Annotated in this window: 13 protein-coding genes; 9 read left to right on the top strand and 4 right to left on the bottom strand. The window is 74.7% G+C overall.

Going from position 1 to position 14,379, the window contains the following annotated elements:
• From J4709_RS47155 to J4709_RS47145, 3 genes are all read left to right on the top strand, one after another.
• Positions 1 to 1,107 (top strand): YihY/virulence factor BrkB family protein (locus tag J4709_RS47155; RefSeq protein WP_372442241.1); only part of this gene is annotated, 1,107 nt, incomplete at its 5' end.
• Between the two features lie 39 nt (positions 1,108 to 1,146).
• A complete protein-coding gene (locus J4709_RS47150) occupies positions 1,147 to 2,124 on the top strand; it encodes a phosphotriesterase family protein (protein WP_208252020.1) in 978 nt (325 codons plus the stop codon).
• 69 nt (positions 2,125 to 2,193) lie between these two features.
• Entirely contained in the window at positions 2,194 to 2,913 is a 720-nt protein-coding gene (locus J4709_RS47145; RefSeq protein WP_208252019.1) for a phosphoribosyltransferase, read from the top strand.
• A gap of 217 nt (positions 2,914 to 3,130) precedes the next feature.
• Here J4709_RS47145 and J4709_RS47140 read toward each other — a convergent pair whose 3' ends face one another.
• From J4709_RS47140 to J4709_RS47125, 4 genes are all read right to left on the bottom strand, one after another.
• Positions 3,131 to 3,427 carry a WhiB family transcriptional regulator gene (locus tag J4709_RS47140; RefSeq protein WP_075901375.1) on the bottom strand — a complete coding sequence of 99 codons (297 nt, stop codon included), beginning with the start codon at positions 3,425 to 3,427 and terminating at the stop codon, positions 3,131 to 3,133.
• Positions 3,428 to 3,612: 185 nt separating this feature from the next.
• Complete coding sequence (locus J4709_RS47135; RefSeq protein ID WP_208252018.1) at positions 3,613 to 4,515, bottom strand: sucrase ferredoxin; 903 nt, start codon at positions 4,513 to 4,515, stop codon at positions 3,613 to 3,615.
• 147 nt (positions 4,516 to 4,662) lie between these two features.
• Positions 4,663 to 6,213 (bottom strand): glycerol-3-phosphate dehydrogenase/oxidase, encoded by a 1,551-nt coding sequence (locus tag J4709_RS47130; RefSeq protein WP_208252017.1) that lies wholly within the window; start codon positions 6,211 to 6,213, stop codon positions 4,663 to 4,665.
• Complete coding sequence (locus J4709_RS47125) at positions 6,210 to 6,818, bottom strand: TetR/AcrR family transcriptional regulator (protein ID WP_208252016.1); 609 nt, start codon at positions 6,816 to 6,818, stop codon at positions 6,210 to 6,212. Before J4709_RS47125 ends, J4709_RS47130 begins: the two co-directional genes overlap by 4 nt.
• Positions 6,819 to 6,922: 104 nt before the next feature.
• On the opposite strand from J4709_RS47125, the gene J4709_RS47120 reads away from it, so the two are divergent.
• The 6 genes from J4709_RS47120 to J4709_RS47095 all read left to right on the top strand — a co-directional run bounded on the left by J4709_RS47120 (position 6,923) and on the right by J4709_RS47095 (position 14,376).
• Positions 6,923 to 8,512: an FAD-binding oxidoreductase gene (locus J4709_RS47120; protein ID WP_208252025.1), complete on the top strand. Its 1,590-nt coding sequence runs from the start codon at positions 6,923 to 6,925 to the stop codon at positions 8,510 to 8,512.
• A 5-nt stretch (positions 8,513 to 8,517) separates the two neighbouring features.
• Positions 8,518 to 9,408 carry a diacylglycerol/lipid kinase family protein gene (locus J4709_RS47115; RefSeq protein ID WP_173095117.1) on the top strand — a complete coding sequence of 297 codons (891 nt, stop codon included), beginning with the start codon at positions 8,518 to 8,520 and terminating at the stop codon, positions 9,406 to 9,408.
• 436 nt (positions 9,409 to 9,844) lie between these two features.
• On the top strand, positions 9,845 to 10,243 hold the full coding sequence (locus tag J4709_RS47110) for a YccF domain-containing protein (RefSeq protein ID WP_208252015.1): 399 nt from the start codon (positions 9,845 to 9,847) through the stop codon (positions 10,241 to 10,243).
• Between the two features lie 134 nt (positions 10,244 to 10,377).
• Complete coding sequence (locus J4709_RS47105) at positions 10,378 to 11,853, top strand: metallophosphoesterase family protein (RefSeq protein ID WP_307802108.1); 1,476 nt, start codon at positions 10,378 to 10,380, stop codon at positions 11,851 to 11,853.
• A 165-nt stretch (positions 11,854 to 12,018) separates the two neighbouring features.
• Positions 12,019 to 12,534 carry a DUF4234 domain-containing protein gene (locus J4709_RS47100; protein ID WP_208252013.1) on the top strand — a complete coding sequence of 172 codons (516 nt, stop codon included), beginning with the start codon at positions 12,019 to 12,021 and terminating at the stop codon, positions 12,532 to 12,534.
• Between the two features lie 117 nt (positions 12,535 to 12,651).
• Positions 12,652 to 14,376: a bifunctional 3'-5' exonuclease/DNA polymerase gene (locus J4709_RS47095; RefSeq protein WP_208252012.1), complete on the top strand. Its 1,725-nt coding sequence runs from the start codon at positions 12,652 to 12,654 to the stop codon at positions 14,374 to 14,376.
• The last annotated feature ends 3 nt before the right edge of the window (positions 14,377 to 14,379 follow it).

The following is a 14,379-nucleotide window of genomic DNA, read 5'->3' as shown; positions in this document are numbered from 1 at the left end:
CCCCGCACCGCGGCGGCGCGCGCCCGGGCCGCCGCGGGCGGCGTCCGCACGGCCTTCTGCGCCGCGCTGGGCGTCCTCGCGCGCTCGGGCGGCCCGGTTGGCTGGCGGCTGGTCAGGGGGACCGCGGTCGGGGCGTTCCGCTACCGGGTGACCGGGCTCGCCGCCGAGATCGCGTTCTTCGCGCTGCTGTCGCTGCCGCCGCTGGCCCTCGGGCTGATCGGCACGATGGGCCACTTCCAGGGCGTGATCAGCAAGGAGACCGTCGAGGACATCCGCAACCGGGTCATCGAGCACGCCCAGACCGTGCTGACCCCCAACGCGGTGAGCACGGTCGTCGTCCCGCTGCTGGACGACGTGATCAAGGGCGGCAGCCCCGACATCGTGTCGATCAGCTTCGTGCTGTCGCTGTGGGCGGGGTCGCGCGCGGTCAACGTCTGCATCGACACGATCACGATCGCCTACGGGCTGTCGGGCATCCGCGGGGTCATCCGCACCCGCACGCGGGCGTTCATCCTGTACGTCCTCGGCCTCATCGTGGGACTGGTGGTCGTCCCGCTGCTGGTCGCCGGGCCGACGCTGGCGCGGCAGGCGGTGCCGGAGAGCGCCATGATCGTCCAGGTGCTGTACTGGCCGGTCCTGGTGGGCCTGTCGGTGGTCTCGCTGGCGCTGCTCTACCACATGAGCGTCCCGGTGCGGACGGCCTGGTGGCGCGAGGTGCCCGGCGCGGTGCTGGCGCTGGTGATCCTGGTCGTCGGCAGCCTGATCCTGCGGATCTACCTGAGCGGGTCGCTGAGCGGGGTGTCGGTGTACGGCTCGCTGGCCGCCGCGATCGCGGTGCTGGCGTGGCTGTACGTGGCGGCGCTGGCGGTGCTGATCGGCGCGACGCTGAACGCCGAGATCGACCGGCTGTGGCCGAGCGCGGGCACGGCCCGGGCCCGGGCCGTCCGGGAGGCGCGCGCCCAGCAGGAGGCGTCCGCCGCGCAGGGGCCGGGCGCGACCGCCGCGTCCGCCGCCCCGGAGCCGGACGCCCCGGACGCCCCCGGCGCCGGCACCGACGCCGGCACTGCGGACGACGCCGGGACGAATGGTAAAAACTGCACCGAATAAGGCTCTGAAAAGGCCAAACATGTCGTAGCCTCGCTTCACATGACCCCCCGAGAGGACACCGGCCGGCTCCGGACCGTGACCGGCACGATCGCGACGTCCGACATCACCGGCCCGGTGCTCTCGCACGAGCATCTGGGGATGGACCTGCGCTGGCCGGCCCGCCCGCAGCAGGTGGAGTCCGACCCGGCGCGCTGGCTCGACGAGGAGAAGGGCGTCCAGCGCGAGCTGAACGAGCTGCGCAAGGACCGCGGGCTCGGCCTCGTCGTCGACCTGACCTGCTCGGGCATGGGCCGCAACGCCGCCGCGCTGGCCCGCATCAGCGCCGGCTCCCGGGTCGCGGTGGTCGCCGGGACGGGCGTGTTCACCGAGCCGTTCCACCCCGCCTTCGTCCGCGAGGCCCTCGCCGCAGGCCCCGGCCCGGAGGGCGTGGAGCGCCTCGCCGAGCGGCTGCTCGCCGAGATCGGCTTCGGCATGGACGGCACCAACTCCCTGCCCGGCGTGATCGGCGAGATCGGCACCTGGGGCGAGGCGCCGACGGAGGCCGAGGAGCTGTGCCTGCGGGCCGCCGCCCGGGCCGCCCGGTACTCGGGCCTTTCGGTGGCGACCTACGGCCGCGCCGGCCTGGCCCAGCTGGAGATCCTCACCGCCGCGGGGCTGCCCGCCGACCGGGTCGCGGTCGGCCAGCAGGACCGGGTGGACGACCCCGGCCAGCACCGCAAGATCGCCGAGACCGGCGGGTACGTGTCGTTCGGCACGCTGGGCCTGGCGGGCGAGGACCACGCCGCGATCGGCGCCCGCGTCCGCGCCGTCATGGACCTGCTGGAGGCCGGCCACGCCGAGCGCGTGCTGCTGAGCACCGGCGTCTCGCGGATGGAGCAGGTCGTCCGCTACGGCGGCAGCGGCTACGGCTACCTCTTCGAGACCTTCCTGCCCGCGCTGCGCGCCGCCGGCGCCGACGAGGCGACCCTCGACACCGTCCTGCGGGCCAACCCGCTGCGCTGGCTCACCGCCGGCTGAATCCCGGCGCGCCCCGGCGGGTAGGGGCCCGATAGGAGCTCTTCCGCGACCCCGGGAGGGGGTGCGCCCATGTCCTGGCACAGGACGGCATCTTCGAACAGAGCGGAGAAGGCCCCGCGGGACGAGGCCGTCACGCTGCCCTACGCCGACCGCGCGGAGGCGGGCCGGGTGCTCGCGGCGCGGCTCGCGCCGATGGGCCTGGACGGCGCCGCGGTGCTCGCCCTGCCGCGCGGCGGCGTCCCGGTCGGCTTCGAGGTCGCGCGGCGGCTGCGGTCCCCGCTGGACGTGCTGGTGACCCGCAAGATCGGCTTCCCGCCGCAGCCGGAGCTCGGCGTGGGCGCGATCGCCGAGGGCGGCGAACCGGTGTTCGACCGCGGGCTGCTGGACCGGCTCGGGCTGACCGAGGACGACATGGCCGCGACGGTGCGCGCCGAGCGCGCGGAGCTGGACCGCCGCGTGGCGGCCTACCGCGGCGGCCGGAGCCTGCCCGAGGTCGCCGGACGCGCCGTGGTCGTCGTGGACGACGGCCTCGCCACCGGCGGCACCGCACGCGCGGCCGTGCGGGCGCTGCGGGCCCGCGGACCGGCCCGGCTGGTCCTGGCGGTGCCGGTGGGCGCCGAGGACACGGTGGGGTCCCTGGCGGCCGAGGTGGACGACCTGGTGGTGCCGGCGGCGCCCTGGGACTTCCGCGCGGTCGGCCAGTGGTACCGCGACTTCGAACAGCTGACCGACGGCGACGTGACCGGCCTGCTGGACCGCGCCGGAAATGGTGGCGGCGAAATTCGGTGAATATGCCACACGCAAGCGCCGGCTGCGGTAAAAGCGCCCGGGAGAAATCCCGGGGCGTCGCAACACAGATGTGACGCACATGTGACGAACGCGGCCGGGCCCGGCCGTGACGGCCGGGCCCGGGGAACGCAAACGGCCCCGCGGGGCGGGGCCGTGTCGTTTTCTGGTGGCGTGCCGGGGTGCGCGCTGGGAGCGGTTCTGGCGTGCCGTGCGGCGGTCAGGCCGCGTTCGCGCGGCGCATGCGACGGCGGCGCTCGGAGGCGCGCTCGTCCTCGTTCAGACCGCCCCACGTGCCGTACTTCTCGGGCCTGGAGACCGCGTAGTCCAGGCAATCCGTGCGGACCGGGCAGCCCATGCAGATCTGCTTGGCCTTGCGCTCGCGAATCTCACGCTCGGGCTGGCGCTCGCCGTCGGGGCCGAAGAAGAGCACGAGGTCTTCCCCCCGGCACGCCGCGGCGTCCTGCCAGCCCCAGCTGGGACGAGGGAGGTTTGCCTGCCGACGTACCTGAGCCATGGAACACCCACCTTGATTGGTTTCGAACAATTTCGGGACATGGACGCATCGACGTGCTTCAGGTGACATGAGTCAGAAGCGCCGAAAGTTCCAACGTCTGGAGTTGCCGCTCTGTTCCCCGTCCGGTTACTCCGGAAACCTGGGGTCGTGCGACACGGAGGCCCTCGAATGGGGCCTTCGAGAGATTACACGAGGGCGGCCTCGTTGAGAAGGGTGAGTTCCGTAACAGAGTAGGTTCTCAGGTTCTCGCCGCACCCCGGACCGCACGCGGGCTGCTCGACGGCCTCCAGGATGACCCGGTAACGGCTCTCCTGAACGCGGACCACCGCTTCGTAGCGGGATGTCCCTGTGACGGACTCCACGGTCACGGTGTCCAGTTCGAGGCGCCCTGTGTGCACGCGGACGAAGTGCTCCGCGGCCTGTGCGGGCTCGGGGCGTCCGGCCCGCCCGCGCAGCCTGTCGAGGACGACCTCGCCGCGCAGATAGGCGTCGATCGCCGCCTCGGCCCGGGTCGGGTCGAGGTCGCCGTAATAGAGCCCGTGGGGAAGACATACAAGGTTCGCAGCGAATCGGTCACCGCCGACATGGGTGGTTTCCCAGACAAGGCGGTCAAAACGTCCGGCCAGGGATCGGGCCAGCGGGGCGCCCGTCCGCGCGCAGCAGGCGTTGTGCCGGCCGTGCGCGCAGACCAGCAGGACCGGGTCGGCGAGCCGCTCGCCCAGCCCGGGGGACCGGCCCGCGGCGAGGGCGGCCAGGTCCAGCCCGGCCAGGTCCCGCGGATCGGCCAGTTCCCGGCCCTCGATCCAGGCCTCGCGGCCGCCGGAGAACCCGGCGTACACCTGGACGGGCGGCGTCGTGCGGCGCCGCCCGGGCCGCCGGATGAGCTGCGGCCGCACCCCGGCCGCCTGCGCGGCCCGCACGGCCCCGGCCACCGGGCCGGGCCCGGTGAGATCGGCCACCCGCTCGGGCCAGGGCCCCGGGTGCTCGATCAGCAGCCAGGAGCGCGCCTTGACGGTCGCGCTCGCCAGGCACGGCCGCTCGCCGGTGTGGCTTCCCGGGCAGTGCCCGCAGCCCTTCCCGCGCGTCAAATGAGTCCCCCCGGCCGAGCGTCCCGATCGTCGTTGATTAGGTAAGGGTACCCTTAGTTATCGAGCTCGCACCAGCGGGGTCCCCGAGACGCCAGTGTAATTCGGGGGATATCGGGATCTTTCGGCGCCTCCGGGTCGGCCGGGACGTCAGTGCACCGCGGGGCGGGGGAGAAGAGCTTCCGCCGCCGGCACGGCCGCGGCGCGGTCGGCCGCCACCAGGCCGATACGGGTGCGCCGGTCCAGCAGGTCCGCGGCGTCCAGCGCGCCCTCGTGCAGCGCCCCCCACGCCAGCTCCACGCCGAGCACCGGCAGCCCCGGCACGACCGGCTCCATCAGCGCCGGATCGTCCTTCCCCAGCGCGGCCAGTAGCGGCGCCTCCGTTCCGTAGCGCTGGACGAGGCGGCGCGGCGCGTCCAGGGCGTCCAGCCGGCCGCGCGGCGCGGCGCCCACCAGCTGCAGCGACGCGGTGCGGCTCGGCCCCGCGGCCAGGCTGCGGGCCTCGACCGCGGCGTCCACCGCGTCCTGCGCCATCCGCCGGTAGGTGGTGAGCTTGCCGCCGACGATCGTGACGACGCCGTCGCGCGAGGTCAGCACGGCGTGCCGGCGGGACAGGTCCGCGGTGGCGCCCTCGCCGCCGTCCAGCAGCGGGCGGAGCCCGGCGAACGCGCCGAGCACCTCCGAGCGCCGGACCGGCACGTCCAGCGCCGAGCCCAGGATGTCCAGCAGGAAGCCGATCTCGCCGGGCGTCGGCTCCGGCACGTCGGGGATCGGGCCGTCCGCCGGCTCGTCGGTCAGGCCCACGTAGACGCGGCCGTCGCCCTGCGGGATCACCAGCATGAACCGGCTGTTCGCGCCGGGGATCGGGACGTGCATCCCGGCGCCGAGGCCGCGCAGCGACTCCGCGCTCAGCACCAGGTGGGTGCCCCGGGACGGGCGCAGCCGCACCCCGTCCACCAGCCCGCCCGCCCACACGCCCGCGGCGTTGACCACCGCGCGGGCCCGGACGGTGATCTCCCTGCCGGTGAGCTCGTCGCGGACGAGCGCGCCGGAGCCGGTCAGCTCGACCGCGCGGCAGCGGGTCAGGATCCGGGCGCCGTGCGCGGCCGCGGTCCGCGCGACGGCGGTGACCAGGCGCGCGTCGTCGGCGAGCTGCCCGTCCCAGGACAGCAGGCCGCCGCGCAGCCCGTACGGGCGCAGCGCGGGCGCGAGCCGCAGCGTCTCCACCGGCGACAGCCGGCGCGGGCCGGGCAGCACCGAGCGGGGCGTGCGGGCGGCCAGCCGCAGCCCGTCCCCGGCGAGCAGCCCCGCCTGCGACACCAGCGCCTGCGACCGCGTCACCAGCGGCGTCAGCGGCAGCACGAACGGCAGCGCGCGCACCAGGTGCGGGGCCGTCCGGCACATCAGCACGCCGCGCTCGACGGCGCTCTCGTGCGCCACGTCCACCTGCCCGGACGCCAGATAGCGCAGCCCGCCGTGGATCAGCTTGGAGCTCCACCGGGACGTGCCGAAGGCCAGATCGTGCGCGTCGATCGCGGCGACCGACAGGCCCCGGGACGCGGCGTCCAGCGCGGCGCCGGCGCCGGTCGCGCCGAGCCCGACGACCAGGACGTCCACGACCTCGCCGGGGAGGGCCGCGAGGTCGCGCTCGCGGCGGGCGGCGTTGAGGGACGAGGGCGGCGGAGCGGGGACGGAGGTCACGGGCTGAGCATCCTCTCCAGGATGTGCCGGAGTTCGGCGTCGAAGGCGTCGGAAGGGAGCTCGGGGTCGGACTCGTCGATCACGATCTGCGCGGACAGCCCGAAGGACTGCACGACCAGCAGCAGCGCGCGCGCCTGGCGGCGGGGATGGTCCACCCGGACGGTCCCGTCGGCGTGCCCGGCGGCCAGCGCCTCCTCGAAGATCTCCAGGAAGGCCTGCTGGCTGGCGCCGCAGCGGTCCAGCAGGTAGGGCAGCAGCGCCTCCGGGTCGACCTCGACGATCTTGCGGAGCAGCGGGTGGTCGCGGAACATGCGGACGCCGGTGACCAGGCCGTCCACCAGCCGGGACCGGACCGGGCGGCCGTCCTCGGCGGGCCGCACGGCGGTGCCGATCGCGGTCCACTCGCGGGTCATCAGGTCGGCCACGATCGTGCGGACGTCCGGCCAGCGGCGGTACAGCGTCATGCGGGAGACGCCGGCCCGGCGGGCGATGTCGGTGAGCGTGGTGCGGCGCACCCCGACGGCGAGCACGCAGTCGCGGGCGGCGTCCAGCACGGCGTCGTCGGCGGTCCGGGCCGCCGACCTGTTGTGACGATTCGACGTCATGTGTCACAGTGTAAGCACTGCGACAGGTGAACGGGAACACGGTGCCGGGAGCGGCCCGTCGGAGGGGAGGCGCCTTGACGACCAGCACGGGGCGGACGCGGGACATGCTGTGGAGCGGCTGGGGCGACCCGGCCGAGGCGGCGCCGCTGCCCGAGCCCACGGTCGGGCTGCTGCGCGACCTGCTCGGCGTGAAGACCGGCGACGCGGCCCCCGTCGCGCTGAAGGAGATCGAGGTCGCGGGCCCCCGGCTCTCCGGGGAGGCGCTCACCGCGCTCGCCGGGGCGGTCGGCGCGGAGCACGTCCGCACCGACGCCGAGTCCCGCGTCCGGCACACCCGCGGCAAGTCGACCCCCGACCTGGTGCGCATCCGCGCCGGCGAGACCGCCGACGCGCCCGACGCGGTCGTGCTGCCCGCCACCCACGACGAGGTCCTCGCGGTGCTGCGGGCCTGCGCGGAGCGGCGGATCGCGGTCGTCCCGTTCGGCGGCGGCACCTCCGTCGTCGGCGGGCTGGCCCCCGAGGGGGTCGACGCGTTCATCGCGCTCGACCTGCGCCGCATGGACGCCCTGGTCTCCGTCGACGAGGTGTCCCGGACGGCCGTCCTGCAGCCGGGCATGCTCGCGCCCCGCGCCGAGGAACTGCTCGGCGAGCGCGGCTACACCCTCGGGCACTTCCCGCAGTCGTTCGAGTGGGCGTCGATCGGCGGGTTCGCCGCCGCCCGCTCCAGCGGCCAGGCCTCCGCCGGGTACGGCCGGTTCGACGACATGGTCACCGGGCTCACCGTCGCCACCCCGCAGGGCTCCCTCGACCTCGGCCGGGCGCCGAAGTCGGCCGCCGGGCCCGACCTGCGCCAGCTCGTCCTCGGCTCCGAGGGCGCGTTCGGCGTGATCACCTCGGTGACCGTGCGGATCCGGCCCGTCCCGCCGGAGAAGGCGTACGAGGGCTGGCGGTTCGCCTCGTTCGACGACGGCGCCGCCGCGCTGCGCCGCCTCGCCCAGGACGGCCCGCTCCCCGTGGTGCTGCGGCTGTCCGACGAGACCGAGACCATGATCGGGCTGGCCGACCCGGCGGCCATCGGCGGCGGCTCGACGGCCGCCGGCTGCCTCGCCGTCCTCGGCTACGAGGGCACCGCCGAGGAGATCGCCGAACGCCGCGCCCGGACCGCCGCCGTCCTGCGGGAGGCGGGCGGCGAGCCGCTCGGCGACGCGCCGGGGGAGAAGTGGCGGCACGGCCGCTTCAGCGCCCCCTACCTGCGCGACGCGCTCCTGGACGTCGGCGCGTTCGCCGAGACGCTGGAGACCGCGGCGTTCTGGAGCGACGTCCCGAAGCTGTACGAGGCCGTCCGCTGCGCGCTGATCGGCACGCTGTCGGGCGCCGGCACGCCGCCGCTGGTCATGTGCCACATCTCGCACGTCTACCCGGCGGGCGCGTCGCTGTACTTCACCGTCGTGTCCGCGCAGGGCGACGACCCCCTCGCGCACTGGGACGGCGCCAAACGGGCCGCCTCCGACGCGATCATCGACGCGGGCGGCACGATCAGCCACCACCACGGCGTGGGCACCGACCACCGCGAGTGGTACGCCCGGGAGATCGGCCCGCTCGGCGCCGGGATCCTGCGGGCGGTCAAGGACAGCCTCGACCCGGCCGGGATCCTCAACCCCGGCGTCCTCGTCCCGCCGGCCGCCGGGGAGTAGCCGCCATGACCACCCCCCGCGCGTTCACCGCGATCGTCAACCCGGCCGCCGGCGGGTCGGCGTCGGCGTCCTCGATGATCCCGCTGGCCCGGCTGCTGCGCGAGGCCGGCGCGGAGGTCGCCGTCGAGTACAGCCGCGGCCTGGACCACGCGCACACCGTCGCGCGCGACGCCGCCGCGGCGGGCCGGGTGGTGCTCGGCGTCGGCGGCGACGGCATGGTCGGCTGCGTCGGCGGCGCGCTCGCCGGCACTGACGCGGTGTTCGGGATCGTGCCCGCCGGGCGCGGCAACGACTTCGCCCGCCAGCTCGGCGTCCCCTCCGACCCGGAGCGGCTCGCCCCACTGCTGCTGGACGGGGAGCCCCGCGCGGTCGACGCGATCGAGGCCAACGGCACGCCCGTGCTCGGCAGCGTCTACGCCGGCGTGGACGCCGTCGCCAACGCCAACGCGAACAAGACCCGGCTGCTGCGCGGCTCGGCGGCCTATTACGTCGGGGCGCTGCGCGCGATCGTCTCCTGGCGCGCGGCCGACTACCGGGTGATCGTGGACGGCGAGGAGCACCGCCGCGAGGGCTACACCGTCGTCGCCGCGAACTCCGGCTACTACGGGTTCGGCAAGCACATCGCGCCGGACGCCCGGGTGGACGACGGCCTGCTCGACGTGGTGCTGGTCCGCGACGCCTCCCGGATGCTGTTCTTCGCGGTGATGCGGGAGCTGGAGGCCGGCACGCACGTCCGGCGGCCCCAGGTCGAGGTGCTGCGGGGCCGCGAGGTGCGGATCGAGCTGGCCGGGCCGCCCGGCCGGACGCTGCCGTACGGCGCCGACGGGGAGCTGCCCGGCGTGCTCCCGGTGACCGCGAAGGTGATGCCCGGCGCGCTGCGCGTGCTGGCGCCGTAACGGGCCTCGCGAGGGCCGTGGGCGGGCCGCCGGGGGAGGCTCCGGAAAAGGTGCTCTGAGCTGCGAGGATGCAAGATCCTCGGTTTTTGGACCTTCATTTGGGGCGGTTTACACGCCCATTACGGCCCCCCGTATAACGTCAATTACGTCCCGCTTTCGGGACCTTGGGGTCGTCTGTGGAGGCATCATGAGAAGGCGATCGCTCGCCGTTCTGGGGGGACTCATGATGGCCGCAGGCGCCCTCCGCGTGGTGGCGCCGGCGTCTCTGGGGGTGGCGCCGGCGCCCACCACGGTCCGGTTCCGGTTCGGCCCGGGGCGTCCCGTCCCGATCCGGAGCCTGACCGCGCCCGCCCGGTCCGCCGCGCGGACCCCGGGCGCCTCGATCGCCCCGGCGCGCCCCATTTCCGCGCGCATGGCCCGCGCCTAGGCTGAGCGGGTGCGCACCCTCCTCAATCTGATCTGGCTCGTGTTCTCGGGCCTGTGGCTCGCCATCGGCTACGCCCTCGCCGGGATCATCTGCTGCGTGCTGATCATCACGATCCCGTTCGGCATCGCCTCGTTCCGGATCGCGATGTACACGCTCTGGCCGTTCGGCTACACGGTGGCGCGGCGCCGCGACGCGGGCGCCGGATCGGCGATCGGCAACGTCATCTGGGTGATCGTGGCGGGCTGGTGGCTGGCCCTCGGCCACCTGTTCACCGGGATCGCGCTGTGCGTGACGATCATCGGCATCCCGTTCGGCATCGCCAACTTCAAGCTGATCCCGGTCTCGCTGCTGCCGCTCGGCCGCGAGATCGTCCCGTCCGGCGATCCGCGCACCTTCGGCGCCGCCTGAACGACACGCCCGTTCCATGGGGGCGTGTTGCTTGACGCCCGTAATCGCCTCCGGACAGGCTGGGGAGATCCCCTCACCCCCGCCGGAGGCCCCCCGTGTGCGCCGAGCAAGCCGCCGCCCCCGAGAACTCGCGCGTGTCCGAGGCGGGTGCGGGGTGGGCGTGCCGCACGCCGGGCACGTTCCGCGATCTGCTCCCCGAGCACGTTCCCGACTTCTCGTGGCGGCGTCCCAAGGTGCTGTGGCGGGCCCGCAACGACGTGGTCGCGCGGCTGTTCGGCGATCCGTCCAACGCGATCCGGCGGCGGGCCGTGGCCGCGCTGCGCGAACGCGGGACGCCCGCCGCGTTCACCGTGCACCGCTCGGAGCCGGAGTTCTCCTTCGCGCTCATGGGCGACACGGGGGAGGGCGACCGGTCGCAGTACGCCGTGGTGCCGCCGCTGCTGAACGCCACGGCGGGCACCGACTTCCTGGTCGTCGCGAGCGATGTCATCTACCCGACCGGCGACGCGGGCGACTACCCCGAGAAGTTCTACCGCCCTTACCGCGACTACCCGGCGCCGATCTACGCCGTCCCGGGCAACCACGACTGGTACGACGGCCTGCGCGGGTTCCTGCACGTCTTCTGCGGCCTGGACGGGGACTGCGCGCCCCGCTGGCGCGGCCCGCTCTCGTTCATCCCGCGCCTGTTCTGGCGCCGCTCCGGGAAGGTCGACGAGCGCGCGCTCGCCGAGGCCCGCTCCCTGTACCGGGGCGCGCCCGGGCAGCAGACCGTCCAGCCCGGGCCGTACTGGGCGATCGACACGCCCTCGCTGCGCATCATCGGCATCGACACCGGGATCACCGGCGGCATCGACCGCGACCAGGGCGAATGGCTGCGCGAGGTGTCCGCGGGGCCCAAGCCGAAGATGCTGGTCACCGGCAAGCCGCTGTACGTGGACGACGAGCACCACCCGGGGGCCATCGAGGGCGGCGGGACGGTCGACGAGATCGTCCGCGACCCGGCGCACCACTACGTGCTCGCGGTCGGCGGCGACATCCACAACTACCAGCGCTACCCGGTGAAGGTGGACGCGACCGGCCGCGTCATCCAGTACGTCGTGGCGGGCGGCGGCGGGGCGTTCATGCACGCGACGCACACGATCCCGCGCGCCGACGTGGTCGAGGAGAAGGACTTCCGCTGCTATCCGCTGCGCGGCGACTCGCTGTCGCGCTACAGCCAGTTGTACGGGCGGTGGTTGCGGATGCCCGGGTTGTTCGACCTGACGCCGGAGGAGGCCACGGCGGTCATCCGGTCGCGGGTGGGGATCGTTCCGGGACGTCCGTACGACAGTGTGGAACCGTCCCGCCGTGCCCGGTTCGTCGCATTCGTTCTGGGCGTTCCGCGCGGCGGCCGGCGCCGCCCGCACTTCCTGCGGCTGCCGGTGCGCCGGATGCCGCAGCGGTTCCGCTCCGAAATGGCGGACTGGGACAGCCCGCCGTTCTTCAAGAGCTTCCTCCGGCTGGACGTGACCGCCTCGCAGGTCCGGGTCCGCTGCTTCGCGGCGACCGGCTGCGGCGACCAGGAGGCCGTGCCGCCGGTCGAGGACGAGGTGACGATCCCGCTCCGGTGAGGCGGGTGTGACGCGCGGATTGGAGAATCCGCCAGAAATGTCGACAAAATGCGTCGATTTGCCGCGCGACGTGCCGTAATGCCGTTACAGTCTCAGCTCACCGAACAGGTGACCGGTAACGGACGGTCGGCCGGAGAACGACCGCGTCCCCAGGAGAGCGACTCGATGAGTTACCCCCAGCAGGGTCAGGGCCAGCCATACCAGCAGCAACAGCAGCAGGCCTACCAGGGCGGCTACGAGCCGGCCCCGGCGCAGCAACAGCAGCAGGCCGTCGCCCGCGGCGCCGGCTACAACATGAAGCGCCGCAACCCCGTCGGCGCGTGGCTCGGACTCCCGATGATCACGCTCGGCATCTACGGGCTCGTGTGGATGTTCAAGGTCCACAGCGAGCTGCACAACTACGACCGCCGCATCGACGACGCCGCCACCGGCGCGCTGCTGTCGATGATCTTCGGGTTCATCACCCTCGGGATCTGGCCGCTCGTCGTGTGGTGCAAGCTCGGCGGCCGCATCGCCCAGGCGCAGCGCGCCGCCGGCCTGCCCGCCACCTGCAGCGGGGGCATGGGCTTCCTGCTCGGCCTCATCGGCTTCGGCGTGCTGTACTACCAGATCCAGATCAACAAGGTCGTCGACCGCTACGGCGAGACGCCCGCGGGCCAGCAGGTCTCCCTCGTCGCCTGACCTGATCCGCACCGACCCCGCGAGGGGGCCGCGGCCCTGGCCTCCTGGTACGGCATCGAACCTCCTCCGCCGCCCGGCGGGGGAGGTTCTGTCGTAGGCGGGCGCGAGAATGGGCGGGTGAGGATCGCGGTGGCCGCCGGGGCGGGGGCCGGGGGCGGGCTGCGGCCCCTGGCGGAGGACGGCTCGCCCGCCGCGCCCGCGTACACCGTCGCCGACCTCGCCGGCGAGATCGCCGCGCGCGAACGTGAGGACGCGCCGCGCTGGGTGTGGGCGTCCACGGCCCGGCTGTACCCGCGGCTGCTGGCCGCCGGGGTCCGCGTCGCCCGCTGCCACGACCTCGAACTCGTCGAGAACCTGCTGCTCGGGCACGCGGGCCGGTACGGGGAGCCGCGCTCGGTCCGGGCGGCATCGGCGCGGCTGCACGGGCGGCCCGTCCCGCCCGACCCGCCGCCGTCGCACGAGGAGGCGTCCGCGCAGGCGTCGCTGTTCGGCGACGACGACACCGGCGAGCGCGCGGCGCCCCACGACGACCTCGCGCAGATCGTCGAGGTCCACGCGGCGCAGCGGCGCGCCGTCGCGGGCCTGGACGGGTTCGCGCTGCTCGCCGCCGCCGAGTCCGCCGGATCGCTCGTCGCCGCCGAACTCGGCCACGACGGGCTGCCCTGGTCGGCCGCCGAGCACGACGCGCTGCTCACCGAGCTGCTCGGCCCCCGCCCGTCGGGCGGGCTGCGCCCGCGCCGGCTGCAGGAGCTCGCCGACCGGATCGGCGCCGCGTTCGGCCCGCGCACGCACGTCAACCCCGACTCCCCGGCGCAGATCCTCAAGGCGTTCGCCGCGGCCGGCCTGCCGATCCCGTCCACCCGCGCGTACGTGCTGAAGCGCGTCGACCACCCGGCCGTCCCGCTGCTGCTGGAGTACAAGGAGCTCGCCCGCCTGCACGCCGCGCACGGCTGGGCGTGGCTCGACACGTGGGTGCGCGGCGGGCGGTTCCGGCCCGAGTACGTGGTGGGCGGCGTGGTGTCCGGGCGATGGGCCACCAACGGCGGGGGAGCGCTGCAGATCCCGCGCGTGCTGCGCCGGGCCGTCGTCGCCGACCCCGGGTGGTGCCTGGTGGTGGCGGACGCGGCGCAGCTCGAACCGCGCGTCCTCGCCGCCCTCGCGGGCGACCGCGCCTTCGCCGACGCCGCCGCCCACGGCGACCTCTATGCGGCGCTCTCCGACGCGTTCCGCTCCGACGAGGCCACAGGCGGGCTGTCCGCGCGCGCGAAGGCCAAGCTCGCCCTGCTGTCGGCGATGTACGGCGGCGGGACCGGCGAGGCCGTGCAGCTCCTCGGCGTGCTGAAGAGCCGGTTCCCCGACGCGTTCGAGTACGTCGAGGCCGCCGCCCGCGCGGGGGAGCGCGGGCGGCTCGTCCGGTCCCTGCTCGGCCGCACCTGCCCGCCGCCGTCGGCGGGCTGGCGCGAGCTGACCCTCACCGGCGACGACGAGCGCGACCCCGCCGAACCGACCCCGGACGGCGCGCGCCGCCCGGCGACGGCCGCGCAGGCGCTGCGCAGCCGCGGCCGGTTCACCCGCAACTTCGTCGTCCAGGCCACCGCCGCCGACTGGGCCCTCGCCCTGCTCGGCTCGCTGCGCCGCCGGCTCACCGCGCTCGGCCCGCCCCGCCTGGTCTTCTTCCAGCACGACGAGGTCATCGTGCACGCCCCGGCGGAGCTCGCGGACGCCGTCACCGAGGCCGTCCGCGCCTCCTCCGAGGAGGCGCGGACGCTGCTGTTCGGCACCACGCCCGTCGCCTTCCCGATGGAGATCGCCGTCGTCGACCGCTACGCGGACGCCAAGTGAGCC

Source organism: Actinomadura violacea (genome assembly GCF_017573465.1).
In the GTDB taxonomy this organism is placed as follows: Bacteria; Actinomycetota; Actinomycetes; order Streptosporangiales; family Streptosporangiaceae; genus Spirillospora; species Spirillospora violacea.
This window is presented reverse-complemented; position numbering and strand designations above follow the sequence as displayed.

What these genes read in the sequence shown, in the direction of transcription:
- J4709_RS47115 (WP_173095117.1), top strand. Translation starts at nt 8,518, where the DNA reads ATGACCACCCCCCGCGCGTTCACCGCGATCGTCAACCCGGCCGCCGGC.
- J4709_RS47150 (WP_208252020.1), top strand. Translation starts at nt 1,147, where the DNA reads ATGACCCCCCGAGAGGACACCGGCCGGCTCCGGACCGTGACCGGCACG.
- J4709_RS47125 (WP_208252016.1), bottom strand. Translation starts at nt 6,818, where the DNA reads ATGACGTCGAATCGTCACAACAGGTCGGCGGCCCGGACCGCCGACGAC.
- J4709_RS47100 (WP_208252013.1), top strand. Translation starts at nt 12,019, where the DNA reads ATGAGTTACCCCCAGCAGGGTCAGGGCCAGCCATACCAGCAGCAACAG.
- J4709_RS47140 (WP_075901375.1), bottom strand. Translation starts at nt 3,427, where the DNA reads ATGGCTCAGGTACGTCGGCAGGCAAACCTCCCTCGTCCCAGCTGGGGC.
- J4709_RS47145 (WP_208252019.1), top strand. Translation starts at nt 2,194, where the DNA reads ATGTCCTGGCACAGGACGGCATCTTCGAACAGAGCGGAGAAGGCCCCG.
- J4709_RS47120 (WP_208252025.1), top strand. Translation starts at nt 6,923, where the DNA reads ATGCTGTGGAGCGGCTGGGGCGACCCGGCCGAGGCGGCGCCGCTGCCC.